Origin of the sequence: Bacillus sp. BP-3, assembly GCF_028401955.1 — a bacterium.
GTDB lineage: Bacteria > Bacillota > Bacilli > Bacillales > Bacillaceae_G > Bacillus_A.
This window is the reverse complement of record NZ_JAQOTJ010000003.1, coordinates 392041-416075: the sequence shown is the minus strand read 5'-3', so window position 1 is coordinate 416075 and position 24035 is coordinate 392041. Positions and strand designations below refer to the sequence as shown.

At 31.9% G+C, this 24035-nt stretch carries 28 protein-coding genes and 1 pseudogene; 23 read left to right on the top strand and 6 right to left on the bottom strand.

The genetic code is table 11. The annotated features are described in order from the left end of the window. Positions 1 to 68: 68 nt before the first annotated feature. From PLX19_RS07545 to PLX19_RS07530, 4 genes and pseudogenes are all read left to right on the top strand, one after another. The gene (locus tag PLX19_RS07545; protein WP_442869035.1) at positions 69 to 557 is read left to right on the top strand and encodes an SMI1/KNR4 family protein; all 489 of its coding nucleotides are present in this window, start codon (positions 69 to 71) and stop codon (positions 555 to 557) included. A 90-nt stretch (positions 558 to 647) separates the two neighbouring features. Next, positions 648 to 845: a hypothetical protein gene (locus PLX19_RS07540; protein WP_272187884.1), complete on the top strand. Its 198-nt coding sequence runs from the start codon at positions 648 to 650 to the stop codon at positions 843 to 845. A 16-nt stretch (positions 846 to 861) separates the two neighbouring features. Beyond that, positions 862 to 1266 (top strand): hypothetical protein, encoded by a 405-nt coding sequence (locus tag PLX19_RS07535; RefSeq protein ID WP_272187883.1) that lies wholly within the window; start codon positions 862 to 864, stop codon positions 1264 to 1266. Positions 1267 to 1665: 399 nt separating this feature from the next. Next, positions 1666 to 1764, top strand: a pseudogene (locus PLX19_RS07530) (VOC family protein); the annotation flags it as partial. Positions 1765 to 1835: 71 nt separating this feature from the next. On the opposite strand, the gene PLX19_RS07525 reads toward PLX19_RS07530, so the two are convergent. After that, positions 1836 to 2390: an undecaprenyl-diphosphatase gene (locus PLX19_RS07525; RefSeq protein ID WP_272187882.1), complete on the bottom strand. Its 555-nt coding sequence runs from the start codon at positions 2388 to 2390 to the stop codon at positions 1836 to 1838. A 273-nt stretch (positions 2391 to 2663) separates the two neighbouring features. Here PLX19_RS07525 and yqeK point away from each other — a divergent pair, with 273 nt between their 5' ends. The 17 genes from yqeK to PLX19_RS07440 all read left to right on the top strand — a co-directional run bounded on the left by yqeK (position 2664) and on the right by PLX19_RS07440 (position 16972). Further along, positions 2664 to 3275, top strand: a complete 612-nt coding sequence (gene yqeK / locus PLX19_RS07520) for a bis(5'-nucleosyl)-tetraphosphatase (symmetrical) YqeK (protein ID WP_272187880.1) — start codon at positions 2664 to 2666, stop codon at positions 3273 to 3275. Positions 3276 to 3278: 3 nt separating this feature from the next. Continuing rightward, positions 3279 to 4193: an aminoglycoside phosphotransferase family protein gene (locus tag PLX19_RS07515; protein ID WP_272187879.1), complete on the top strand. Its 915-nt coding sequence runs from the start codon at positions 3279 to 3281 to the stop codon at positions 4191 to 4193. A 72-nt stretch (positions 4194 to 4265) separates the two neighbouring features. Beyond that, on the top strand, positions 4266 to 4829 hold the full coding sequence (locus PLX19_RS07510) for a GNAT family N-acetyltransferase (protein ID WP_272187878.1): 564 nt from the start codon (positions 4266 to 4268) through the stop codon (positions 4827 to 4829). Positions 4830 to 5390: 561 nt separating this feature from the next. Further along, complete coding sequence (gene mtnN / locus PLX19_RS07505) at positions 5391 to 6107, top strand: 5'-methylthioadenosine/S-adenosylhomocysteine nucleosidase (RefSeq protein WP_272187877.1); 717 nt, start codon at positions 5391 to 5393, stop codon at positions 6105 to 6107. 115 nt (positions 6108 to 6222) lie between these two features. After that, the gene (locus tag PLX19_RS07500; RefSeq protein ID WP_272187876.1) at positions 6223 to 7068 is read left to right on the top strand and encodes an alpha/beta fold hydrolase; all 846 of its coding nucleotides are present in this window, start codon (positions 6223 to 6225) and stop codon (positions 7066 to 7068) included. Between the two features lie 237 nt (positions 7069 to 7305). Beyond that, positions 7306 to 7704 (top strand): DUF3221 domain-containing protein, encoded by a 399-nt coding sequence (locus PLX19_RS07495; RefSeq protein WP_272187875.1) that lies wholly within the window; start codon positions 7306 to 7308, stop codon positions 7702 to 7704. Between the two features lie 93 nt (positions 7705 to 7797). Then, complete coding sequence (locus PLX19_RS07490) at positions 7798 to 8382, top strand: GrpB family protein (protein WP_272187874.1); 585 nt, start codon at positions 7798 to 7800, stop codon at positions 8380 to 8382. Between the two features lie 203 nt (positions 8383 to 8585). After that, positions 8586 to 9506, top strand: a complete 921-nt coding sequence (murB, locus tag PLX19_RS07485) for a UDP-N-acetylmuramate dehydrogenase (protein WP_272187873.1) — start codon at positions 8586 to 8588, stop codon at positions 9504 to 9506. A gap of 19 nt (positions 9507 to 9525) precedes the next feature. Continuing rightward, entirely contained in the window at positions 9526 to 10050 is a 525-nt protein-coding gene (locus PLX19_RS07480) for an NAD(P)H-binding protein (protein ID WP_272187872.1), read from the top strand. A 71-nt stretch (positions 10051 to 10121) separates the two neighbouring features. Continuing rightward, positions 10122 to 10370 carry a hypothetical protein gene (locus PLX19_RS07475; protein WP_272187871.1) on the top strand — a complete coding sequence of 83 codons (249 nt, stop codon included), beginning with the start codon at positions 10122 to 10124 and terminating at the stop codon, positions 10368 to 10370. A gap of 16 nt (positions 10371 to 10386) precedes the next feature. Continuing rightward, a complete protein-coding gene (locus PLX19_RS07470) occupies positions 10387 to 12078 on the top strand; it encodes a M3 family oligoendopeptidase (RefSeq protein WP_272187870.1) in 1692 nt (563 codons plus the stop codon). Between the two features lie 149 nt (positions 12079 to 12227). Continuing rightward, complete coding sequence (locus PLX19_RS07465; protein ID WP_272187869.1) at positions 12228 to 12533, top strand: MazG nucleotide pyrophosphohydrolase domain-containing protein; 306 nt, start codon at positions 12228 to 12230, stop codon at positions 12531 to 12533. A 297-nt stretch (positions 12534 to 12830) separates the two neighbouring features. Further along, positions 12831 to 13649 carry an alpha/beta fold hydrolase gene (locus PLX19_RS07460; RefSeq protein WP_442869034.1) on the top strand — a complete coding sequence of 273 codons (819 nt, stop codon included), beginning with the start codon at positions 12831 to 12833 and terminating at the stop codon, positions 13647 to 13649. 178 nt (positions 13650 to 13827) lie between these two features. Further along, positions 13828 to 14421, top strand: a complete 594-nt coding sequence (locus tag PLX19_RS07455; protein WP_272187868.1) for a MarR family winged helix-turn-helix transcriptional regulator — start codon at positions 13828 to 13830, stop codon at positions 14419 to 14421. Between the two features lie 107 nt (positions 14422 to 14528). Beyond that, positions 14529 to 15038 (top strand): hypothetical protein, encoded by a 510-nt coding sequence (locus PLX19_RS07450; protein ID WP_272187867.1) that lies wholly within the window; start codon positions 14529 to 14531, stop codon positions 15036 to 15038. Further along, a complete protein-coding gene (locus PLX19_RS07445; RefSeq protein WP_272187866.1) occupies positions 15035 to 15901 on the top strand; it encodes an NmrA family NAD(P)-binding protein in 867 nt (288 codons plus the stop codon). The genes PLX19_RS07450 and PLX19_RS07445 overlap by 4 nt, the downstream gene beginning before the upstream one ends. Positions 15902 to 16366: 465 nt before the next feature. Beyond that, positions 16367 to 16972 (top strand): PRK06770 family protein, encoded by a 606-nt coding sequence (locus PLX19_RS07440; protein ID WP_272187865.1) that lies wholly within the window; start codon positions 16367 to 16369, stop codon positions 16970 to 16972. An 80-nt stretch (positions 16973 to 17052) separates the two neighbouring features. Here PLX19_RS07440 and PLX19_RS07435 read toward each other — a convergent pair whose 3' ends face one another. From PLX19_RS07435 to PLX19_RS07425, 3 genes are all read right to left on the bottom strand, one after another. Beyond that, the gene (locus tag PLX19_RS07435) at positions 17053 to 17184 is read right to left on the bottom strand and encodes a hypothetical protein (RefSeq protein ID WP_272187864.1); all 132 of its coding nucleotides are present in this window, start codon (positions 17182 to 17184) and stop codon (positions 17053 to 17055) included. 1053 nt (positions 17185 to 18237) lie between these two features. Further along, positions 18238 to 18840: a DUF6241 domain-containing protein gene (locus tag PLX19_RS07430; protein ID WP_272187863.1), complete on the bottom strand. Its 603-nt coding sequence runs from the start codon at positions 18838 to 18840 to the stop codon at positions 18238 to 18240. A 155-nt stretch (positions 18841 to 18995) separates the two neighbouring features. Then, positions 18996 to 19436 carry an Lrp/AsnC family transcriptional regulator gene (locus tag PLX19_RS07425; RefSeq protein WP_272187862.1) on the bottom strand — a complete coding sequence of 147 codons (441 nt, stop codon included), beginning with the start codon at positions 19434 to 19436 and terminating at the stop codon, positions 18996 to 18998. A gap of 122 nt (positions 19437 to 19558) precedes the next feature. Here PLX19_RS07425 and PLX19_RS07420 point away from each other — a divergent pair, with 122 nt between their 5' ends. Beyond that, positions 19559 to 19978: a carboxymuconolactone decarboxylase family protein gene (locus PLX19_RS07420; RefSeq protein WP_272187861.1), complete on the top strand. Its 420-nt coding sequence runs from the start codon at positions 19559 to 19561 to the stop codon at positions 19976 to 19978. A 66-nt stretch (positions 19979 to 20044) separates the two neighbouring features. Here the strand turns inward: PLX19_RS07420 and PLX19_RS07415 are convergent, their stop codons facing one another. Beyond that, a complete protein-coding gene (locus PLX19_RS07415) occupies positions 20045 to 20977 on the bottom strand; it encodes a DMT family transporter (RefSeq protein ID WP_272187860.1) in 933 nt (310 codons plus the stop codon). A 129-nt stretch (positions 20978 to 21106) separates the two neighbouring features. Between PLX19_RS07415 and PLX19_RS07410 the strand changes: the two genes are divergently transcribed. Further along, positions 21107 to 22450 carry an aminotransferase-like domain-containing protein gene (locus tag PLX19_RS07410; RefSeq protein WP_272187859.1) on the top strand — a complete coding sequence of 448 codons (1344 nt, stop codon included), beginning with the start codon at positions 21107 to 21109 and terminating at the stop codon, positions 22448 to 22450. Positions 22451 to 22606: 156 nt separating this feature from the next. Here PLX19_RS07410 and PLX19_RS07405 read toward each other — a convergent pair whose 3' ends face one another. Further along, positions 22607 to 23536: a GNAT family N-acetyltransferase gene (locus PLX19_RS07405; RefSeq protein WP_272187858.1), complete on the bottom strand. Its 930-nt coding sequence runs from the start codon at positions 23534 to 23536 to the stop codon at positions 22607 to 22609. Positions 23537 to 24035: the final 499 nt, after the last annotated feature.

The window sequence follows — 24035 nt, the reverse complement described above, 5'->3', positions numbered from 1 at the left end:
TAAAGAGCAACTTGCTATCTTATATAAGATGCGTATTATGAAAAATGAAGGTGGTTATATTGAAAAAAATGCGTCAACTTATTGCACAAATAGAATCTTTATCTGATTGTCGTGTGCTTGAGCCTGCAGGATTACCGATAATTAATGAGAAGAAACATAGCCTCCCTGAAGATGTAAAGGAATTTTACAGTCTTTGCGGAGGAATGGTTTTGTTTGAGAATGAGGAGTATTCAGTTTATATAGTCTCTCCACAAGAATTAATTTTAGCAAATCCGGTAATAATAAGTGAGTTGTGTGAAGATGATATGAGTTCAAATTGGTATATTATATGCAATGGTAGACAAGAAGAATACGTAACAATTGATTTGCATCAAAATAGATTAGGGAAATGTTATGACAGCTTTTTTGATCGTCATGGAGTTGTAGGAGAATCACAAATCATTGCAACATCATTTATAGATCTACTTGAAAGACTTATACATTATAAGGGGAAGTATTGGTATTGGCTGCAGAGTGATTTTGTATCACTCGGAGATGCTTATGATGGACTTATATAATCATTTATAATTAATATGGATAATGGAAGAGATAATTATAATTTTCTATTATTTGGTGGTTTTATATTTAATACAGGCATGTGGATAATGATGAAATTTGTAACCTGGGGTGAATTTACCAGTGAAGGATTTGACGATACAGCAGAATTCATAAATACGTACATATTAAATCCATCAGCTATAATTGGTTATATCATACTTATTGTACTTTGGGTAAGACGGTTTATTAAAAACGTGAAAAATAACAGAGAAACGAAAAATAAGCAAATTAATTTAAACAAAGAGTAGTGAAAGGGGTAGTAACGTGTTACCATTTTGGAGAGAATATGTAATTAGATTAATTGAATTAGGTTTACAATTATGGTTCATTGTTATGTTCATAAGACTATTAATACAGAAAAAGAGATTAAGAGATTCAAAGGTAACTTATATTCCATATGGACTAGCATTTCTTTTCTCATTTATTATGATGGGAGCAAGTGAATTTATAGGTTTACCTATTAAAACTTTAATTTACTTAGGCTATGGGTTTAATTTTAACGCACTTGTTTTCAGTTACTTTGTTTTTAAAAATATGGCAGACGTACTGAAAGATTTTAAACCAGGTGCATATCTTATGAAGTTTTTGAAATACTTGTTCCTCATACTATCTATATTAACAGCCATTAGTTTCTTATTTAAATCACTTGTAATGCTACTAACTGTTTAAACAAGGTTAAACACAAATCATCTTCATCCATTTTATCAATTTCTCGATATTCAATCTCGTTTTTTTGATAGAATTTTCCCCAGAAAGCCACTGTTCTCGAATTGCTTTTTAATTGGGACACGTGATATGTTCCCCTGTGTTGTTTGGAAATCTCTGAACTGGTTCGATCTGCTATTTGTTTTTCTCTATACGGCTTTAATAAGAAAAAATCGTTAATACAAAAGTCTGTTTCAGGGGCCGTAAATGGTAATTTAGTTAATAGGATAAAGCCAACATATTTTCCTCATATTTAATGAAATACGGCATAAACTCCTCACGAGTACAAATAAGTTCAAAAGCATCAAACTCAAAAAATCCATTGAGATAATCTCCTTAAGTAGATGCTATTTTCTGCTTACAAATAAACTAGAGTTTATTTCTATGTAACAGGATAATCCAGATGAATTAGAATATGCATCCTATTTAAGTGAATGGGATGAGAAACACAAAGAAAAATAAATGAAATGGTATCTATAAACCGAGAAAAAAACGCTTGGGAAATCAAGCGTTTTTTTGTTTGCTAATTGCTTTTATTTATGAAATAAAGGATAATTCGTTATTTTGTTCAAAAAATTCATTTTCATAATTCGGTAGTGAACAAGTAGTGCTGTACATCCTCCTAGAATTATACCGGTCAATACATCGAAAGGATAATGAACACCAACCCAAATTCTTGAAAAAGCGATACACATTCCGAAAATGATCCACATAAATGTTTTTCCTCTATTACATAGCCAAATTGTTACTGTAATTACTAAAGCAGCTGTAGCATGATCACTCGGGAAAGAAGAATTTGCAGCGTGATCTACCAATTGTTTAATGTGATGCGAAACGAATGGCCGATCGCGATAGAAAAATAATTCACTCACTCGATTCATAGTAAATGCTATGGAACAGGCAAATAAAGCTTGAAATACGGTCACTCTATTTTCTTTATTTGTAATCCATAAAATGAATAATAAAACAATCAAAATGTACTGAGCATACTCAGCGAAAAAAATCATCATTTTATCTAGGAGAGGGTATTTATAAACAAACGAGTTGACCCACTGAAATATTTCATAATCGAAAGAATGTAAAACCATTAAATAAAAACACATCCTTACATTTATTAAAGCTTTTTTTCACTTTTCCATCATATCAATTACTGATTCTTGTTTAAAGGACAGATTGTAAAAATAAATGACATAGGAGTTGTATTTTTTGTAGCAAATAAAAAGAAAAATACAAGTTGTTAGTATGTACACATCCTTATATAATCATCATTTTAAAATTTCATGTAACGTAATAAAAAGGATTATTTGTATATTTCTAGAATAAAAATTAAGAAACTAGAAGCTTTTTAGGGGGAGTAGAGAATGAACCAAATGATAAATTCCATTTCTCTAACAGGAGATTGGGAGCTAGATATTAAACAAATGCTAGAACAATATAATAAACTTCACACATACGAGCATTCTGTTAGAGTCGCGAATGAAGCAAAAAGAATTGCCAAGAGATTTGAATTAGATGAGGAAGCAGCAGCGATTGCTGGCTATCTCCATGATATTAGTGCCATTATTCCAAATGACCAGCGTATTCAAGTAGCAGAGACGATGCAAATTGAAGTGCTACAGGAAGAAAGGATATTTCCGATGATTATTCATCAAAAACTGTCAAAAAGAATTGCACACGATATTTTTAAAGTAGAAAACGAAACGATATTAAATGCAATTAGCTGTCATACAACATTAAGAAAAAATGCGACACATTTAGATATGGTGTTATTTGTTGCAGATAAAATTAAATGGGACCAAAGTGGAACACCTCCATATATTACAGAAATTCAAGAAGCGTTAGAACAGTCATTAGAACACGCTTGTTTTGCTTACATTTCATACTTATGGGAGCGAAAACAGAATCTAAAAGTAGTTCATCCATGGTTACAGGATGCTTATTTTGACTTAAAAGAGAAATTAGGAGTGGAATAAACAATGTTATGCATACCTTCATCTTTTAAAACAACCATACAAGATGTTCACGGAGAACAAGGGAAGCAGTGGATTGAAAAGCTTCCGAGTACGATTCAAGAGATTGAAGAAAAATTATCACTACAAGTCATTCAATCGTGTTCCAATCTATCTTATAACTATGTTAGTATAGCCCGAAAGGAAAATGGACAAGATGTTGTGCTAAAACTCGGTGTCCCTAGTGATGATTTGAAGAACGAAATAGAAGCACTTCGTTATTTTCAAGGAGAAGGAACAGTGGCATTACTTGATTCAGATTCTGACTATGGATATTTACTATTAGAATATATCAAACCAGGTATGTCACTTGCCTATATAGAAAATGAAGAAAAAGCAACGACAATTATTGGACAAACGATGAAAAAACTTTGGAAACCAGTTCCTACTCTATATACATTCCCTTCTATTGAACAATGGTCAAAAGGATTGCAGCGTTTACGAGTACATTTTGATGGTGATACAGGACCATTACCAAAAGACCTTGTCAATAAAGCAGAAGATTTATTTCCACAATTAATCAAAACAATTTCTAAACCGCTTTTGCTTTATGGTGATTTACATCATGACAACGCTTTATGTATGGGGACGGATCAATGGCTTGCAATTGATCCAAAGGGAGTTATCGGCGAAGCAGAATATGAAACAATTGCGTATTTAAGAAATCACTTATTTAATAAATCAAATCCAAAGAAGGTATTAGCAAATCGCATACAACAATTGGCAGAGGAACTTCAACTAGACAAAGAAAGAATGATAGCGTGGGGGCTATCTCACTGTATCCTTTCATCATGGTGGTACTTTGAAAGTCATGACCGAGTACCTGAAGAGACAATTGCTTGTGCTCGCTGGTTTGATGAATTAAGAGTTAGTTTGAAATAAGATATAAAACTATTTAATAAAAATATAAATAAATTACATATGAAACTATAGAAAAACAAGGAGTGATTTTTGGTGTGTAAAGTGGAGATAAGAAGACCGCACATTGAAGACACTGAAGAGATAAATCAATTTTTTAGTACAACCATTAAAGATACGTTTGCTAGAGAAGGTTTATCGGAATTACTTAATGATATAGAAAATGAAATTGAAATTAAGAAAGAATACTTAAAATATGACTTTGATAGCAATGGGGAAAATCGATACTTTTTGATAGCTGTTGATAAAAGTTGTAATAAAGTTATCGGTACAATTGAATACGGTCTAGCAAGTGAACTAATAAACTGCTGCACAAATAAAGCATTAAATGATTTACCAGAAATAGGAACGGTATTTGTACATCCAAATTACCAAAGGCGTGGTATAGGGAATTTACTTTTAAATGCAATGTTTCTTACCTTGTTAAGCAGGGGAATGAAAGAGTTTTGTTTAGATAGTGGGTATACAAATGCACAGAAGGTATGGAAGAAGAAATTTGGAGATCCTGATTATTTGTTGAAGGATTATTGGGGGAATGGATATGATCATATGATTTGGAAGAGATACGTTGATGATATGCCAATAATATTTAGTAAATAAGTAAAATGTGTTTTGGAATGGTACCATATTGTCAGTAAACTCAATTTACATAAGTTCAATTTTTAAAGACGATTTTTTAGTAATTGGCTCTTTAATCCAGTCTAAATCCTATAAACAAGTGAGAATATCGGATATAGAGTATGTTCACTATAATAACAATTGAGTATTTGTATAAGTGAGTTAAGCTGTGCCTAACTGAAATGGATCTCCACATTACCTCTTCTAGGGTGTACTTCACTTTTTACTTTGTGCTTAAAGATGGGGATTTCTTTTGAAGATACATTAAATAAAGTACTTACCTTCAGAATGCCTAAGAAATTTAAAAACGCTATTCTTTTTGTAGAAATACAAGAAAAGAATAGCGTTTTTTCATGAGCTTTACTATGTTCAAAAGGAGAAAGAAGGGTATTGGTTGTAAAGAGCGAAGTAAATGATGGTATATATGACAAAATAAAAACTTGTATTATGTTTTAAGGATACATAATTAGATTATCATTAACTTTAATTCGTGAGGATGTACTATATTTAATAAAAATAAATATTTAGAGAGGAATTTTATATATGAAGCGGATTGCTATCGTAGCAGCATGGGAACCAGAGCTTACGTATTTACATAAATATTATCCAAGCTATCAGAAAGAAAAACGAGCAGCTTGGGAGTTTCATTTTCATAATCTGAACGGCATTGAATTGATTTCTGTCATAACTGGAGTCGGAAAAGTACAATGTGCAAGTTGTGTTCAACTTCTTATTAGTGAATTCCAACCTGAGCAGCTATTTATGACAGGAATTTGCGGCAGTTTATCAAACAAGGTGAAAAACGGTGATATTGTTGTCGCTACTAAAGTTATGCAACATGATGTAACCAGAGCAGGAACGGGAATGGATCCGTTTGATTTGTATACAGGCAGAGCAGCAAGTATTCAACCTTCTAAACAGTTGATTAAAGAAATGAAAAAGTTGCAGTCAGCTTACAACTCTCATTACGGGACATTTGTTTCAGGTGACCAGCGTATTCGTAGTTCAGAAACGAGAGAATTACTTCAGACAGTATACGGAGCTCTTGCGGTCGATCAAGAAATTGCTGCATTTTCTTATGTTTGTTATGTGAATAAAAAACTGTTTCTTTGTTTAAAAGCTGCTTCAGATCAAGCGAATGATAAAACAGTAGAAGAACAAAAAGTATTTAAGATGTTAGCTTGTGAGAAAGCGTGCGAATATATGGTTACATATTTACTATATTCTTTAAAAGTAGGATTTGTTAATGAACACTGTTGATATTTGATTCAAACAAGAACGCTTGTTTTGAGTTTTAAGTTGATGTTAAGGGGGGTAATATCAGAAATTTAGAAATACATGCAGAATTGGAAATAGTGTAAAGTAGGTGAATGAATTGGTAAATTATGAACAGAAGGTTATTAATACAGAAAGAGGTTCTTTTGAAATCTTTATTACTGGTAATGGAAAACCTTTGTGTATAACACATCTATACCAAGAATTCTCCATTAGAGGTTCGATTTTTGCAGATTGCCTATCATCGTTTTATAAGGTTATTTTAGTTAATTTAAAACAGGCTGGAAATTCATCAAAAGCTCGAAACTCAAACGAACTGACAATGAATGAGACAGTTAAGGACCTCGAAAGCATACGAACTGAGTTAGGATACCCAAAATGGTCTTTTGCTGGGCATTCTGCGGGTGGATTTTTAAGATTAACATATGCTACCAGTAAACCCGAGGTATTAGATTCCCTTATATTATGTGATACTGCCGCATCTAATGAGTTTTTAAATTCGGAAAGTTGTCTATATAATTTTAAAACTGGTCAACATCGTAAAGAGGTATCCAAAATATTTTTAGCATTGATGTTACCCTTTGTTTCGAAAGATAAAAAAAGAATAGCTAATAAAAAGTTGATTGAATTGTCTCTCTATGAATCAGAAAAGTATAATGAATATTTTAGTGAACTATCCTTTAGTAAAATTATTAGAAAAAGAATGAGAGCTTATAACAAAGACATTAAAACTTATGATGTTCGAGAGAAATTAAAACATATTAATTTTCCTACTCTTATTCTTTGTGGTCAATATGATGTACAATGTCCTGTTTTGTACTCAAAAGAAATGCATACATTAATTTCAGATTCTAAATTAGAAATTTTTAAGAATAGTAATCATTTTCCTTTTGTTGAAGAGAAGGAATCTTTTATAACAACCGTTCGAGAATTTACTACCATCTAATTAATATGTGAAGATTTAGATAAATATAGACTGTGGCTCCAATTTCCCCTCGTCAATATAGGTCAAATACCTAATATCTCGCCGTTCTTGTTGTACAAATGAGAGGTTTAAATGTCGGTGCTAAACCAACGCTACTAATTAACAGAGTCTAAAAGAAATTAGAGTGTAGGAATCTCATTTATGGTTTTTTACTATTTAGTAATGAATGTTTTAGAAAAGGTATGTTAGGTGATAGAGATGCAAATGAAAAAAAGTATGCAAACAGTTGGTATGATTATATTTTTTGTACTGATCTTCATAGTGGTTTTAATGTGGAAAACAGATACAAGTAATGAATTAAAAATATCTACAAAGAAAACAGATAATAATGCGGCTTCTAATTGGATAGATGGCTATATTTTGCTTAAGGGAGATGCTGTGTTTTTCATTGAAGAGAAGTATTTAAAAGATGATTATGACAGAAAAAACTTAGAAGAAAGATTAAAAAGAAAAATTCCCGCTGACGCTGTTTTACACATTAATAATTCAAGTATAGTAAAGCAATTACAAACAGGTGACAAAGTTAGAATAGAGTATAGTGAAATACTCGAATCTTACCCTGCGAAGATACAGGTTACAAAGATGGAAAAGATTTAGGATTAAGAAATGGAGATGTTGCATTAATATTTTAGAGAACTCTGAAATAAAATTTTATAAAACGGATTACTAAGTAAAATGGAGGATTGTATAGTGGGTAGGAGCTTATCAGAAATGTCACTAGAGGAATTGTGGGAACTGTTTCCGATTATTTTGAAAGAGCATAATCCAATATGGAAAGATTGGTATTTACAAGAAGAAAAATTATTTAGCAATATAATTGGTAAACAATTTATTGAACGAATAAATCACATTGGAAGTACCTCTGTTATTGGATTATTAGCAAAGCCAACGATAGATATATTGCTTGAAATAACAGAAGACTGCGATTTGAAATTTTTAGTTAATGTGTTAGAGAAAAACGGATATATCATCGAAAAGCAATCACAAAAGCCAGCACCTCATTTAATGTTTATGAAAGGTTATACAGAAAGTGGATTTGCTGAAAAAGTATTTCATATTCATGTTCGGTATATAGGCAATTGGAATGAATTGTATTTTAGAGATTTTTTACAATTACATAAAGATGTTGCAAAAGAATATGGTAACTTGAAAATGAGCTTAATAGATAAATATGAACATGACAGAGATGGATATACGGAAGCAAAAACAGAGTTTGTTAACAAATATACTAAAACTGCAAAAACGGAATTTGAAAACAAATACAACCCAAACTGAGGAATTATTGTTCAAACTTTATTCTAAAACTATAGTTATAAAAAGTATCTTATTAAAGAATAAGCAAAAGTGGTTATTTACACAAAATAGTAAGGCCTTTCCAAACCACAAACTATTGTTTGAATCTTTTCAAAAATAATACATTAGTCTTTTTGAAATGAAATGCATTATAATGGATAAGACAGATTCTAGGTAAAGAGGTTATGGAAATGGATAAAGTATACAACGATTTATTAAATATATTAGATAATACTAAAGTTAAAAAAGACGAACCGTTAAAAAAATACACTTTTACTAAAACGGGTGGAAATGCGGACTATTTTATTTTACCTACTACGTATCAAGAGGTACAAGATGTAATAAAATATGCAAATCAAAATAATATTGAGTTTACTATTTTAGGTAATGGTTCAAACTTAATTATTAAAGATGGCGGTATTAGAGGAATTGTTCTGAATTTAACCAAGTTAACAGATATTTCATTAAAAGATAATAAGGTCATTGTTCAAAGCGGAGCAACTATTATTGATACTTCTAAATTTGTACTTGAAAATCATCTAACTGGATTAGAATTTGCTTGTGGCATTCCAGGAACAGTTGGCGGAGCAGTATACATGAATGCAGGAGCATATGGTGGCGAAATATCACATGTTATTGAAAGTGTGTTAGTTCTAACTAGAGATGGCGAAATTCTTAATTTAAATAAAGATGATTTAGAATTAGAATACAGAAACAGTTCCATTTCTAGAGAAGGATACCTTGTGTTAGAAGCGACATTTGCTTTACAAGAAGGAGATTACAATAAAATCAAAGAACAAATGGATGAATTGACATTTTTACGTGAATCAAAACAACCATTAGAATATCCTTCTTGTGGAAGTGTTTTTAAACGTCCTCCAGGTATGTTTGCTGGTAAGTTAATTCAAGATAGCGGGTTACAAGGTAAACAAATAGGTGGTGTCCAAGTATCTACTAAGCATGCTGGATTTATGGTGAATGTAGGTGAAGGTACAGCGAGTGATTATGTAAAACTTATCAGATATGTGCAAGAAACGGTAAAATCTAAATTTAACGTAGAATTAGAAACAGAAGTAAAAATTATTGGAGAAGAATTAATATCTTAATTAGGAAATACTTCTTGAGATGTCAGTGATAATTCGTAAAAAATATAAAAAAACCAATGATTTACTAAAGAAGTATGTAAGAAATTTGAATAAGATACAGTGTCAAATTGGTATAATGAAAAATGTGGAAAGAAAAGAGAGATACAAATGTATGTCTCTTTTCTTTATATACAGCAAAATCATTTTTATTCAAAGGGAGATTGAGGTGTCTTTAAGATATATAGTGGTTTCGGGTGGATCGGTCGATGTACCAGGAGATCATAAAAGCTTCCTTAATAAAATAGGAGCAAGGATGTTTCGAATTCTTTTTCCAAATATGATGAAAGACAAGTATAAAGAGTTAAATCTGCTGTTGAAAAGTAATCTCAATTGGACATTTATTCGTTTACCATTTGTAATGGAGGGGGTAGCCACTGGTAGCATAAAAGTGAGTTTAAGAGATATCCCTGGTTTGAAAATTTATAATGGAGATATTGCTGATTTTCTTATTAAGCAAATTTCTAGTCCTTTATACTTAAGAAAATGCCCTTTCATCGCGATTTAATACGATCTGTATAATTTTGTATCTTCTTATATCCTTTTATTGTAAAATTTATTTAGATAGGAGGAATATATATGAAATTTGAAGATGATAGAGTATTAGGAATTCAACTAGGAGCTTTATTAGTAACAGAAGATCATAGATATTTGGTAATTAAGAAAAATGATCATTATTCACTGCTTAATGTGGAAACAATGGAGTGCAGCATATTAGAAGTTGCTTTGGAGCATATTGAAGAAGTATTGGCAGAGGATTTGCAGGAAGCAGTGAAACAAATTATTCCTGCTGAGCATTTAAAACTTGTTGCGAAGAATATCGTATGAAGGGGGTGTCTTACGTATGGATAATACTGAATATTTCGTTATCGGAGATTTACAAACGCTACACAAACAATTTGAAGATTTATTACAAACAGAGATTCAATCTAGCGAGGAACTTGAAGAGTCGTTGAAGCGACAGTCGCAATTTTTAGATGAAGTAGAAGAACAGCTCAAACAACATTATATTCAATTTCAGTGTAGCACTGATGACAAGCAAGCGAAAGAAGCTTTCGATTTTGATCAAAAGCATGTGCACCCATTAGTGAAACACTACAAAAGCTTACTAGACAGAAAATACTATAAATCTCCATTTCGTTTACAGCTAGATCCTAAATATTTTGGTTTATTGGATAAAAAAGTAGAAAATGCCATTGAATTGTTCAATGAAGAAAATATAGATTTAGAAATTAAAGAAGATGAGTTAGTAACGAAGTATTTCGAGATTACAGGTAACTTAACGGTAATGTGGAAAGGTAAAGAAAAGTCGTTAAGCGACATGCAGGTGTATCTTCAGAATCCTGAACGTACGGTTAGAAAAAATGCAATGACTCTTATTCAAGAAAGCATGTTATCAGTTGAAGAGGACCTTCAAATTATTATGGATAAGTTAATTGCGTTGCGGCATCAAAAAGCTCAAAATGTTGGTTTGCAAAATTACCGCGACTATATGTTTAAAAAATATGAACGATTTGATTATACAGCAACCGAATGTCTTGAGTTAGCAGAAGCAATGCGTCAATATGTTGTTCCGTTACAGAAGAAACTTCAAGAAAAACAGCAAAAAACTTTAGGATTACATACTTTTAGACCTTGGGACATTAGAGCAGTTCCAAAAAACGAGAAGCCTTTACAACCAGTACAAAATGTAGACGAATTAGTAAAAGGATGTTTTCATATTTTAGAAAATGTTGATTCTCGTTTTTCTGCATTACTACATGAGATGAAAGAAAAGAATCTCTTAGATTTAGATAGTCGTAAAGGAAAAGCACCAGGAGGTTTTTGTGAATCTTTACCTGCTTCTAAACAATCGTTTATATTCATGAATTGTTGTAACACACAAGATGATGTCGTGGTACTGTTACATGAAATGGGGCATTGTATTCATAATGAACTTATGAAAGACATTGAACTAGGGCCATATCGAAATGTTCCTATGGAAACAGCAGAACTGGCAAGCACAACAATGGAACTCCTAACGATGGAGTATTGGAATATATTTTATCCAAATCAAGAAGATTTCAATACAGCAAAGCGTGAGCAACTTCGATTGATGGTACAATACTTACCTATAATTACTGTGGTCGATCAATTCCAGCATTGGATGTACGAAAATCCAAACCATACACATGCCGAAAGAAAAGAGAAATTTAAAGAACTAGCAAGAACATATGACTCTAACTTTGTGAATTGGGAAGGCTATGAAAATTGGTTAGAGACAAAGTGGTTGTCTATTTTACATATTTTCGAGGTGCCATTCTACTACATTGAGTACGCAATTGCACAAATAGGTGCTCTGCAGATGTATAAGCAATTTAAAGAAAATCCAAAACAAACTTTAATCAATTATAAAGAGGCGCTATCTTTAGGAAGTACAAAATCAGTAAAAGAAGTGTATGAAGCAGCAGGTATTCGTTTTGACTTTACGATGCAAACAATTGAAGAGTTGATGGAGTTTGTGGAGAGGGAACTTGAGTTATTTGAGGAAGAGTAATAAGGTGTTGAGATTATAATTTACAAAAAATATTTTATTACTTTGGCCCATTCACTAATACTATTTAATGTTTTAGGGCGTAAGTATAGTGATAATGGCGAATTAAAGAAACTTATTTCTACTAAGTTTCCAGATGGGAGGTTGGCCAAATGAAAATATCTACATTACAAGGAGAAGTTAGAGAGTTTAGTAAAAATAAAGGTTTTGAGAACGCAACGATTGAAGAAAGAGCATTATTTTTGGTTACAGAAATAGGAGAGGTTGTTCAAGAAGTCTTAAAAATCTCTTCAAAACATGATTCAGATGATATTAATAAACTAAAGGAACAGTTAGGTTTTGAAATTTATGATGTGGTATGGAATCTTTTTGATCTTGCTAACAAACTCGATATTGACTTAGAAGATGCATTTAGAAAAAAGAGTGAGATAAATAAATATAGACATTGGGATGAATAAAAACAATCGAATTCTATATTTTTATTCACTTTTCGCTAGACGGTTTGAAAATTATGATCATGTATATCGTGCGAAAACTAATGATGTTATATAGCAGAAATAAAACAGCTTTTAGAAACCTTCTTGCAAGCACGTAGTTAACAAGGTGTATATAATTATATTATGTCAACTGTGTGCGGGATGTAAAGAAATAAAAATGATCTTTACTTAACAATAAGAAACATAAGATAAATTGTTTGGAAAGATAGAACTTTTCCTTTATTATAGTAGTGAAAATACTGAAAATTCGGAGTGGATATAATGGAATGCTTAATAGGGGATGTTAAAGTTCATTATGAAATTTATGGTTCTGGTAAACCAATTATTATGCTTCATGGTTTTTCTCCTGATCATAGATTGATGTCGGGATGTATGGAGCCTGTTTTTATACAAAGAGAAGGTTGGAAACGGATTTATATCGATTTGCCAGGTATGGGGAAAACGAAGGGACATGAATCTATTCAAACCTCTGATGGAATGTTAGATCTTGTTTTAAAATTTATAGATACAATTATTCCATATGAATCTTTTTTAATTGTAGGTGAATCATATGGCGGATACATAACTAGAGGAGTTATATCCAAAAGAAAAGAAAAAATAGATGGCGCAGCATTTATTTGTCCTTTGATTATTCCGGATATAAGCAAGAGACAGCTTCCTCCGCATACGGTTATTTACCGAGATGAAAAGTTTTTATCTCAGTTAAGTAATGAAGAATGTGAGAGTTTCAGTTCGAAATTTGTAGTGCTTAATGAATATAATTGGCAACGTTATCTTGAAGAAATCATATCAGGTATTAAATTAGCGGATGAGGCGTTTTTAACAAAAATAATGAAGCAATATGCTTTTTCATTTGATGTGGATAGTCAGTTATCGCTGTATGAAAAACCAAGCCTCTTTGTATTAGGGAAACAGGATTCAGTAACAGGCTATAAAGATGCTTGGGAGCTGCTTGATAAGTTTCCACGAGCTACTTTTGCGGTTTTAGATAAAGCGGGACATAACTTGCAGATTGAGCAGAATGTTTTATTTAATTCGTTAATAAATGAATGGCTAGATAGAGTAGAAGAAAAATAATTATAGAAAAATTTTTATTTTAAATAGTTTAACGAAATCAGCTAATTAATAAATTTTTAATAAACAATTTTACTGCTTAAAAATCAAAAATAAATTGACAGAAAAAGTAATTAGGTGCCATACTAACTATATAAATTGTAATTGTTGAATAATTGAAAAGAAGAAAGAAGGTACATACATGAGCAATAGGAAAGACCCTAAAAAAACGGAAGATGCTTATATAGTTTCAACTGCTAGTGCCAATATTAAAGTAACAAATTACAATGAGGTTGTTCCTTCACTTATACAATCTAAGCGTCAAATTGATCGCTACAATTTAGACGTTGATGCACAAGCTGTTCTCGTTGCGACTAGGCTAATGGCGGCGGGGGCTAAGCTTGGACATGCCACGGAGATTCATTTTTCAAGATTTGGTTTATCAACAGGGCGCTATCGTTTATTGGCAGATCTTGAAGATAACGAAGGAGAAGCATTACCTTCGCAATTGGCAGAGCATTTAGGTGTCACACGTGCTACTGTGACAGGTTTAATTGATACTCTTGAACGAGATGGTCTTGTATCCCGTCGACCTAGTTCAAAAGATGGGCGTCAAAAATCAGTCATTTTAACAGAGCAAGGTGCAAAGAAGCTTAGTGAAATGGCTCCAGAGCACTTCGCAAGGCTAGAATGTATGGTTAGGCTACTTAGTATCGAGGAACGTAGTGTATTTCTTGAATTGCTTGGTCGAGTGACAAAAGGTATATCAGCACTTACGGAAGATCTAGATGAATAAAGAATGAACAGTTCGGAAGGGCTAGTAAAGCTAGCCTATTTTCACACTTATATAGTTAGGTGACTAATTATATTAAAAAGATTTCAAAATAGAAAGGAGGTGAATACATGAAAACGATAAAGTATCCGGATAAAGCGAAAGGGGTATATGTTATTACAGATTTAAACTCCAAGACAAAAACTTTTGTATTATGGCGTGAAGTATTGATGGCTTATGTAGCTCCTGCCATGATGGCAGGCATTGGAGGAGTGATTACTGGTAGCAAGGACCTTCAAATTGGTGCACTGACAACAATTGGAGGAACATCAGCCATTGTTGCTTTGATACTTGGTCTTTGGCTAGAGAGACAAGGGATTCATAATCAATGGCTTATCAGTGTAAATTACTTAGTTGTGATGGTAGTTTTCACATTGATTGGGGCTACGTTTGGCATTTTTACTGCATGGATGACTACTTTTTTAATGGAAGTGTTGTGGCCGACCAAACACTTTGTCTGGTTAAATCGGGTATGGATTGATTTTCCGCTATCTACAATAATCGCAAGTTCAATGATAATATGGCGTTGGCGAATGAACTTCAAAAACATTATTTCATTCAAAGGAGAAGATAGAAAATGATTGTTATGATTGGGGCAACAGGTACGATTGGCAGTGCGCTTTTGAAAAGTTTAGTTAACCTTGGTATTCCTGTTCGAGCGATAAGTAGAGATCCCGAGAAATTACGTATAAAAATTGGTGATTTAGATCAATCACTGGTTGAAATCAAGTCTGCTGATGCAGCTGAACCTGAATCATTGCGCCGTGCGTTTACAGGAGCAAGCCAGCTTTTCCTTGCGATGTCTAACAGTCCAAGACAAGTTGAGCTGGAGACTACGATTATTCGCATTGCTGCGGAAATCGGAATTGAGCACATCGTAAAAGTATCTAGTCCAGCTTTTAATCCAAAGTCTCCAGTAGCTGTAGCAAGTTGGCATCATGAAATCGAGAAAACTTTAGCTGAATCTAACATCACTCATACTGTGCTACGTCCATATGCGTTTATGCAAAATATTCTAAGGTTTGCACCTGCGATAAAAACTCAAGACGTTTTCTGTGGTTCTATGGGTGATACTGCATGTAACTTCGTTGATTGCCGAGATATTGCAGATGTTGCTGTGGAAGTTTTGACTAACAGTAGAGTGGCTGGGAAAATATATACTCTTACTGGCGCTGCGGTATTCAGCTATCCGCAGATTGCGAGAAAACTTTCCATTCTTCTAGGTAGGTCAATTAACTATATCAACATGAACCCTCAAGTATTACGACGTAATCTAATCGAGCATGAACATATGCCTCATTGGCTTGCAGATCATGTTTTAGAAATTCAAACCATGTCTGTGATGTTGCCAGAAAGACCTATGGGCACCGTGAAGCAGTTGCTTGGTAGAGAACCGCGTACATTGGATGATTTTCTTTGTGAGAATTTAGAGGTTTTTAGATAAGGTATATAAATCAAGTAGAAAGAGAATAAAAATGATTACAAGTTATAAAATAAAGCCGGTTTCTCGCTTTAAAGTGGTGAAGACTGGCTATTTTTCTGTTCTGCTTTTGTAGTTAAGTCTTGTTGGTGATATATACATGTGAATGTGTTTTTGAAATAAAGTTATGATGTTTGTAAAAAAATGCGACTTTTTGATTTTAGCAAGACCTCAATCTAAAATACTTTAAAAGATACGGGGTACACATAGTTATAAATGATGAAGAAAACTTCCAATGTATAAAGTTATGGTTATTTTACAGAATAATCTTGCAATATTAAACTGAAAAGAAATACAATAAAAGGAAACCTATTAAAGATTTTAATAAAATAGTATTTTTGGGGGAGAGAACAGATGGATAATTTTTGTGAATAACGAAATAGATAGGAAGAAAATAAGTAATGGAATGCTGGGGAGGAAAAACGGACAATGAAAACGCTATTAAAAATACTAGGAATCATTGCTGGGATGGTAGTAATCGGTGTAGCACTTACTTATGGAATCTTATATTACCTCAATCAAAGTAAACCAACTACTAAAAAAACACCAACAGTGGCTCCAGCAGTGGAAGTGTTAGCTGATAGCAAAGTAAAAGCAGAAAACGCAAAGCTGTTAGATAATAGTAATTACTCGTTACCAAATAGTGATTTTAATAAAGGTTTTAAGTGGACTGATGAAAAAGTACAAATTGCATTACACGAAATGGCACATCAAAAAGTAAAAGCGGATCAAAAGTGGGGTTATATTTTTATAACGCAAGAACGAATTGAAAGTTTATTAGGGGTTATTAAGAGCGGTGATATGGATCATAAAAATGCATATATAGATATTTTAGAAAGGTGGAAACAAGGGAAATACGAGAAGGTTAATGCCGATCATAATACAATTTGGAAATTACAAAGCGGGAACCTTGGTGAAGGTAAGGGGGTAATGTCACAAGAGGAAGAGAAAGAGTTAATTAATAAAGTTTTCATACAGAAAGAGACATTTTCAGGAAGTACGTTAATAGCAAGTGGTGAACAAGGTAAAAAATAACCTATAAAAAATATATATAGTGTTGAAAAGATTTGATTGGTAAACGTCAAGTAACTCCAAATATACAACAAAGGTTGATTTTAGAGTTGCTTTTTGTTTTCTTCACTTTTTTTCGGTACTTTGCAACTAGATGATAAATCCATTGACCACGGTAAGACTTTATCAATTTCCTCTTTATTGTTTAAATCAATATTTGGGAGCGTTTCAAACAAATAGGGTTTCACTTATTTAAAGCTATTTTAAAATTATTTGTTTTTATTGAGATTGTTTATCCTTACTTTCAAATGGAGGATCCTTATTTATGTCCGAATAGGATTTAGCAATCTATTCTTAATCAAACTTTATTCTAAAACTATAAAAAATAGGATAGAATTATGTTTACTGTTACAGTTACCTATTCCTTTAACATGCACACCAGTAATATAAATATTTCTATAAAGAAGTAAACAAGGAATACGCTTTGTACATATTCTTTTTTCATTTCATACTAAATATGTATAAATCTGAAGTACCTATGATAATAGGTGCTTTTTTGTTATGTAGAATTTACACAATAAATGTGGGTTTTATTAAAATGAACAATTGAGGTAGATAACTTACAATAATGTAAGACAGATGTAAGGAAAATGAATTTCTACATTAAAATAAAAGAATTAAACTAACAATATAGGAATCAATTAAAAATTAGTAAAAGATAAGGAGTGAGCACATGATCTGGTTAACATTAATCATCTCATACGGAATGTTTTTATTGTATTGTGTTCGCACAGCTGAAGAAATAGACGGGTCTTTGATATTGTAACGAAATAAATGAAGACAATGTAGATAAAATATCTGCTCTAAGTCTTAAGAATATTTGATTATGAGACATTAGTGTGTAGCAAAGAATAGCAAATCAAAAGTTGAATTTTGCGAATATATAATGTATCGATATCAATACATGAAGAAATATAGAATGAATACTTAAACGACTAAAGTAGCTTATCAGCTACTTTTTTATTTCATCTTGTACTTTATATTTCTAAATAAGTAAACGCACCTAACCAAACTCATTTTATATAACAATCATTGAAACTAATACGGCAGCATTATAAATAAACAATGGTAAAAAGATAGTGATATCCAATTTAAAGATTTAAGACTTTGCATTATGTTCACTTCAATTCGATATTAAATTGAAGTGTTTTAATTTTTTTACAGTGGAAATATCGTATTGTAGAGTAAAAACATTGTACTTCCTAGTGGAGTGAAATTTAGCTTTATTTCTACAACTCGCCCTGTTTCCACTCTTTATTATGAATAGCTAATCCTTCTTGACCAAAGAAATGGAGAATATATTCTTTTTCATCGCTATCAGTTTTTTTAGCTAGTTTAGATCCCTCCACATTTTGCTTTTTTCCAAAACGTAAATAAAGAATTTCTCGATAGTCTTCAACTGCAGATTCGAAATTTCCGTTGTACCATTTGTTCAGAATAGATTCATATTTTGGCCTTTCATCATTATTGATAACATTTAAGTTGTTTTTTAAGTAGTGAATGTTTTCTTTGGTCATTTGAACTCGACCTACATCACGGGTACCACGGACATGAAGATTATTCCCATTGAATGTGAGTTTTTGGAAAGACATGTTTATCATCATGTCATTTATAGTTTGCTCGTTTTTGATTTCTCCAATAGACTGAGCTGCTTTAGATAAATCATCATTGCTAACTACATAACTATCTTTTTGTTGCTTTTGAATGGTTTGAACTTTCGGTTTTTCCTGAACTTTTTCTTCTGTTTTTTTATCATTATATGTTAGAGTGATGTACGTTCCTACTGATAAAGTTACTAAAACAATTACACTATAAGTAATTTTCTTTTTCATAATAAATCCTCCTGCGAATATCTTCGAAAACTGATTTCTTACACTAATGTGATGAAGGTCCGCTAATCCTAATCAGATTAACTAAATCTTTTTCAAATTCTTTCACTAAAGATTTAGGATAATTTATTAAACTTTAGTGATTTTTAGGCGGGTGTTTAGTCCGTATTAATTCGTAAATTTGTTTGAACCGGTGAAAAAATAAAATGTGTAACAGTATGTGCAAATGGATTTACATCTTCAATGAATTTCTCTGCTTTAGCGAAATCTTCAAACTGCATTTTTAGCATATAACAAGCATTTCCTGCTATACGATAACAAAACTCTACGTTTGGAAGGTTCTCTATATAATTTTTAAACGATTTATAGTCTCCGTTCTTAACTGTTGCTTCTATGATACATTGGATCGGTAAACCTAATTTCTCATAAGCAACTTCTAAAGTATATCTTTTTATGATTCCAAACGATTCCATTTGTCTTACACGTTCTGTTACGGAAGGTGAAGATAAATTAACTCTTCTGCCAATTTCACTCATTGATAACCGACTATTTTTATGTAATTCATCTATTATTTTTTTATCAATATTATCTATTTTCATTATTTAAAGAAAACCTCTTTCTTTTGTTAATTATTTTAAATATTTTTCTTCAATTCGTTATTATTTTAATGGGATTAAATGGGTTTATTTTTTATTATTAATATAACAAGGAGGTGCTTTAAATGGCAAGAATTATAGAATCTAATTTCGGAGAATCACCATTTCAAAGACTTTTAGGACATAACATAGAAGTGATGAAAGGGTGGTCTCGCTTAGGAGATGTACTAGAAAAAGATGGATTACTCTCTGCTGAATTAAAAGAACAAGTAAGGAGAACGTTAGCACAAAGTAATGGTTGTGAATATTGTAAAGCAAAGGGAAAACCTGAGCTTGAAAAGTTTAATGAAAAAATTTCGATTGCTGTAGGATTTGCGGAAGTATTTTTAAAGCAAAAAGGAGATATATCAAATGCAATTTTTGATATTTTGAGGGAATGTTTTAGTGAAAAAGAAATAAGTGAACTTTGTGCATTTATTGCTTTTACGACTGCTTCGCAATATTTTGGAGCGATGCTTAGATTAGAGGCACAAGAGCAGTTATAAAATAATGAATAGAGTATCTAATATCGTTGAAAGCCTGTTTTGATTAGATCAAAACAGGCTTTTTTTCTACGCACTAACGTTTTTCTTCTTCGCTGAAATAAATTTTTCATCTAAAAAGTTTGTACCTAATACGCCGAGTATAATTATGATTGCCCCAATAATATGGTAATACGCGAGCTCTTCTTGTAAGAAGATAACACCAGCGAACATTGTAATTAAAGTAGACACATTGCTAAATACACTCATTTTCGATGCTTCTACAATGGATAAAGCGTAATTTGATAGGAATGCTGTTAACAGTGATGAAAGGATTCCTAAATATAAGATGGAAACTAAAAATAACGAGTTTGTAAAGGGCTGAAAATATAAATGTATAGTTCCAGCTGCAATATGGTTTCCGATAGATAATGTATTAAAGCAAACAAATCCAATTACAGTCATCATATACGTTACATCAATTAATCGAAATTGTTTTGTCATCTTTCGTGCTAGTACGTTATAGCCAGCTGATGATAATGCTGATAAGAGAATCAGTATAACGCCGGTAAAACTAGTAGTATGGGAGCCTAATCCTTTCATAGTGAAAATGAAAATGACCCCAGATACGGATAAAAGAAGCGAAATTTTTTGCCAAATTGTTGTTCGTTCTTTTAAAAAGTAAGAAGCGCATACCATTGTGAAAATTGGAATGGTAGCTTGAATAATTCCTGCTTCAGATGAAGATGTATACACTAATCCAAATGCTTGAAAAGTAAAGAATAATGCTGGATATAGAATGGCTACAGGTAAAATAGAAAGCATATTTTTAAACGTAATATTTAATTTAATCAAACCGAATATGACTGGAATGGATGCGGTTAGAAAAGAAACAGTAAATCGATGAGCCAATGTATCCAGCGGCCCTGTGATTGTAAGGGTCAGTTTTACAAACATAAATGAAAAACCAATTATAGATGTATAAAGGATTGCTGCGGCGTAAGCTTTTTTTGTTTGTGTCATAATAACACCTCGTATCATCAATTTTCTTACTGGCCAGTATATGTAAATGGTAATACTTTCTTGTGGGTGCTACAATACAAATAAATATGATCTGTACCGGTACAAAAATATAAAGAAGGAGGTGTAAACGTGTATAAATATTTAATTGTTTTTAATGATTTAGAAAAGTTAATTCAAACTGGTGAATTGAAAGAAGGAGATAAATTACCTTCTATTCGATCATTAAGTACCCGTTTTCAATGCACGAAAAGTACCATAATTCGTGCGCTTCAAGAGCTAGAAAAAAGACATTTGATATACTCCGTTTTGAAGAGCGGATACTATGTTGTGAAAAAAACAAATGAAAATCATGTTAGACATAGTAGTGTCATAGACTTTGCAACATCTGCGCCTGATCCAGATGTTTTTCCATATTTGGATTTTCAGCATTGCATAAATAAAGCAATTGATACATACAAAAATGATTTATTTATATATGGAACTCCGAAAGGCTTGCCTTCGTTAATTCGAGTTGTTCAAAGACAACTAACAAACTATCAAGTATTTACGAATGAAGAAAATATTTTTATTACATCAGGTGTACAGCAAGCATTATCTTTGTTAACTTCTATTCCATTTCCAAATAACAAGAAAACAATTTTAATTGAACAACCAAGTTATCATTTGTATATCGAATATTTAGAAACGAACAGCATCCCGGTGATTGGCATAGAACGAACAGCTGAAGGGATTGACTTAAATAAATTAGAACGTATTTTTCGAACAGAAGACATTAAATTCTTTTATACGATGCCGAGATTTCATAATCCATTAGGAACATCGTATTCTAAGAAAGAAAAAGAAACTATTGTCCGCTTAGCGAAAAAGTATGATGTGTTCATTGTGGAAGATGATTATTTAGCGGATTTAGAAAGAGATACTAAAGCAGATCCGATGTATAGTTATGATGATTGCTCTCATGTTATTTATTTGAAAAGTTACTCTAAAATTATTTTTCCTGGACTCCGTGTTGGTGTTGCCGTTATACCTAATTGTTTAACTGAAAGTTTCTTAACATATAAAAAATTACAAGATATCGATAGCTCGATGATTTCACAAGCAGCGCTAGAGGTTTACATAAAGAGCGGGATGTTTGATCGGCATAAACAAAAAATTCGTGCTTCCTATTATGAAAGATCCAAGAAGTTAGCTGATTCTTTGAAAGAATGGAGTAGCATAAACAATCAGTTATTTCGATATCATGATGCAAATTTGCCGTGTGTGCATACACACATCATTTTAAATAAGAAGATTATCGTTCGACCGCTTATTCGAAAGTTACTACAAACTAAAGTAATAGTAGATTCGATTGAAAAAAATTATTTATCTTCGTTTCCAAAAGAAAAAATATTGAAGCTGAATGTATCGAATGTAAAAATAGAAAGGATTGAAGAGGGGATATATAAGATTATCGATGAAATAAAACTTATATAAATCAAAGGGAGGTTTATGATCACTTTTTATAATAAGCAATTAGAAAATAAAGGAGCTCACTTCCTAGACAAGATAAATAGATAAGCTCCTTTAAAAATTGCTATTTAAAACAAACGTTCATTAAATAAAGGCTAGTGTTTTTTATGCGTACATTGATTACTTTTTATTTACTTGATAATACAACTCAAGAAGATCTGCAACTGGGATATTGTTTATCTTCATACCTGTGATATCACTTTGCTGTATTTCTACATTCCTAAGATTACTATGAGTGATTTTACTTCCTTTGAGGTTGCATCTATTAAACGTGATTGGATTGTCCTGATCTCCAAGATTTGTATCAACGAAACGAACCCCATCTAACGTCACTAAAGCCATTTCGCTATTAGAAAAATTTAAATCGGCAAACAATGTGTTTTTTAAATTTATATTGTGAAACTTTGAATGACTGAGATTACAGTTGTTAATATGGCTGCTCATCATATTACTGTTGCTAAACGAACTGCCTTTTAGAGTTACTTGATAACACTCTGTCTTAGCCATATTACAGTTTTCATATTGGGTATCTGAAATATCCTCATTTTCAACTAAGTTTACTATTCCTGATGAAGTTTCTATTCTCTTTATGTAACAATATTCATCTTCTGTTTTAAAGATTGCTTCATATCCCATCTTTTCATAAAAGAAGTGGTTGTTGATCTGTTTACTAGATGTTTCAAGATCCCAAGCTCGCACATTTAAAAACTCTTTTTCTATCAAAGTTATGACTTTTGATCCTATGCCTTTCCCTTGATAGTTAGGGTCTACAAAAATACGGTCTATCCTCCCAAAAGAGTGACCTGAAATCGTGACAATAATTCCCCCCACAATCGTTTCGTTGTAAAAAATTTTGAAGAAATTTAATTCATTAATCATATACTTGGTCATTTCAATTGAAGCATAACCTGGTGGCTGAATGTTATAGTCAATTATACTTTCTTGGTCTGGGAGCCATTTTTTTGCTTCTTCACCAAAGGTTCTTTTCGAAATTTCTGTTAATGTTTCAGCGTCTATAATAGATGCTCTCTCAATCCTTATTGTTGTCATTTAAACGTCTCCTTTAGACTTAAAATAAGTTGTTTTCAATCCTTATATTACCACAAAAAGAAATATTTAGATTTTTCTTGGTCTGCTTGTATAGTTTAAACATTCAAACAACCTGTTTATATTTTTAATATGTATAAAAAGAGAGGATACTCGTTTCTATATTAAACGAACTATCCTCTCTTCATAGTACTCTAATTAATACACGAAATTCTTAAATAGATGACAAAGGCCATTGCCATCTATTTAAGAATTTCACTGTCAAATATTATATTAATTTAGGTCGTTTATTATAACATTCACTTTACGGTGTAAGATAAAAAGAAGCCTAAATTAGGTAATTTTATCAAGACCTAAATTCTAGAAACTCATTAAAAATAAAGGGCGATACATATTATTCATATATAATATGTATCGCCCTTTTACTTCTTGCTTAACAATCGCACCCTTTAATGGCATAACAATATGTTTCTATTAGCTTGTTTACTTGAACAAGCTAATA

Bases quoted from the DNA above. Each gene is read 5' to 3' on its own strand.
- PLX19_RS07425 (WP_272187862.1), bottom strand. From the start codon at position 19,436: ATGAAAATAGATAATATTGATAAAAAAATAATAGATGAATTACATAAA.
- mtnN (WP_272187877.1), top strand. From the start codon at position 5,391: ATGAAGCGGATTGCTATCGTAGCAGCATGGGAACCAGAGCTTACGTAT.
- PLX19_RS07405 (WP_272187858.1), bottom strand. From the start codon at position 23,536: ATGACAACAATAAGGATTGAGAGAGCATCTATTATAGACGCTGAAACA.
- PLX19_RS07525 (WP_272187882.1), bottom strand. From the start codon at position 2,390: ATGGTTTTACATTCTTTCGATTATGAAATATTTCAGTGGGTCAACTCG.
- PLX19_RS07420 (WP_272187861.1), top strand. From the start codon at position 19,559: ATGGCAAGAATTATAGAATCTAATTTCGGAGAATCACCATTTCAAAGA.
- murB (WP_272187873.1), top strand. From the start codon at position 8,586: ATGGAAATGGATAAAGTATACAACGATTTATTAAATATATTAGATAAT.
- yqeK (WP_272187880.1), top strand. From the start codon at position 2,664: ATGAACCAAATGATAAATTCCATTTCTCTAACAGGAGATTGGGAGCTA.
- PLX19_RS07465 (WP_272187869.1), top strand. From the start codon at position 12,228: ATGAAAATATCTACATTACAAGGAGAAGTTAGAGAGTTTAGTAAAAAT.
- PLX19_RS07480 (WP_272187872.1), top strand. From the start codon at position 9,526: ATGTCAGTGATAATTCGTAAAAAATATAAAAAAACCAATGATTTACTA.
- PLX19_RS07495 (WP_272187875.1), top strand. From the start codon at position 7,306: ATGCAAATGAAAAAAAGTATGCAAACAGTTGGTATGATTATATTTTTT.
- PLX19_RS07545 (WP_442869035.1), top strand. From the start codon at position 69: ATGCGTCAACTTATTGCACAAATAGAATCTTTATCTGATTGTCGTGTG.
- PLX19_RS07475 (WP_272187871.1), top strand. From the start codon at position 10,122: ATGAAATTTGAAGATGATAGAGTATTAGGAATTCAACTAGGAGCTTTA.
- PLX19_RS07455 (WP_272187868.1), top strand. From the start codon at position 13,828: ATGAGCAATAGGAAAGACCCTAAAAAAACGGAAGATGCTTATATAGTT.
- PLX19_RS07450 (WP_272187867.1), top strand. From the start codon at position 14,529: ATGAAAACGATAAAGTATCCGGATAAAGCGAAAGGGGTATATGTTATT.
- PLX19_RS07470 (WP_272187870.1), top strand. From the start codon at position 10,387: ATGGATAATACTGAATATTTCGTTATCGGAGATTTACAAACGCTACAC.
- PLX19_RS07415 (WP_272187860.1), bottom strand. From the start codon at position 20,977: ATGACACAAACAAAAAAAGCTTACGCCGCAGCAATCCTTTATACATCT.
- PLX19_RS07445 (WP_272187866.1), top strand. From the start codon at position 15,035: ATGATTGTTATGATTGGGGCAACAGGTACGATTGGCAGTGCGCTTTTG.
- PLX19_RS07540 (WP_272187884.1), top strand. From the start codon at position 648: ATGAAATTTGTAACCTGGGGTGAATTTACCAGTGAAGGATTTGACGAT.
- PLX19_RS07440 (WP_272187865.1), top strand. From the start codon at position 16,367: ATGAAAACGCTATTAAAAATACTAGGAATCATTGCTGGGATGGTAGTA.
- PLX19_RS07430 (WP_272187863.1), bottom strand. From the start codon at position 18,840: ATGAAAAAGAAAATTACTTATAGTGTAATTGTTTTAGTAACTTTATCA.
- PLX19_RS07515 (WP_272187879.1), top strand. From the start codon at position 3,279: ATGTTATGCATACCTTCATCTTTTAAAACAACCATACAAGATGTTCAC.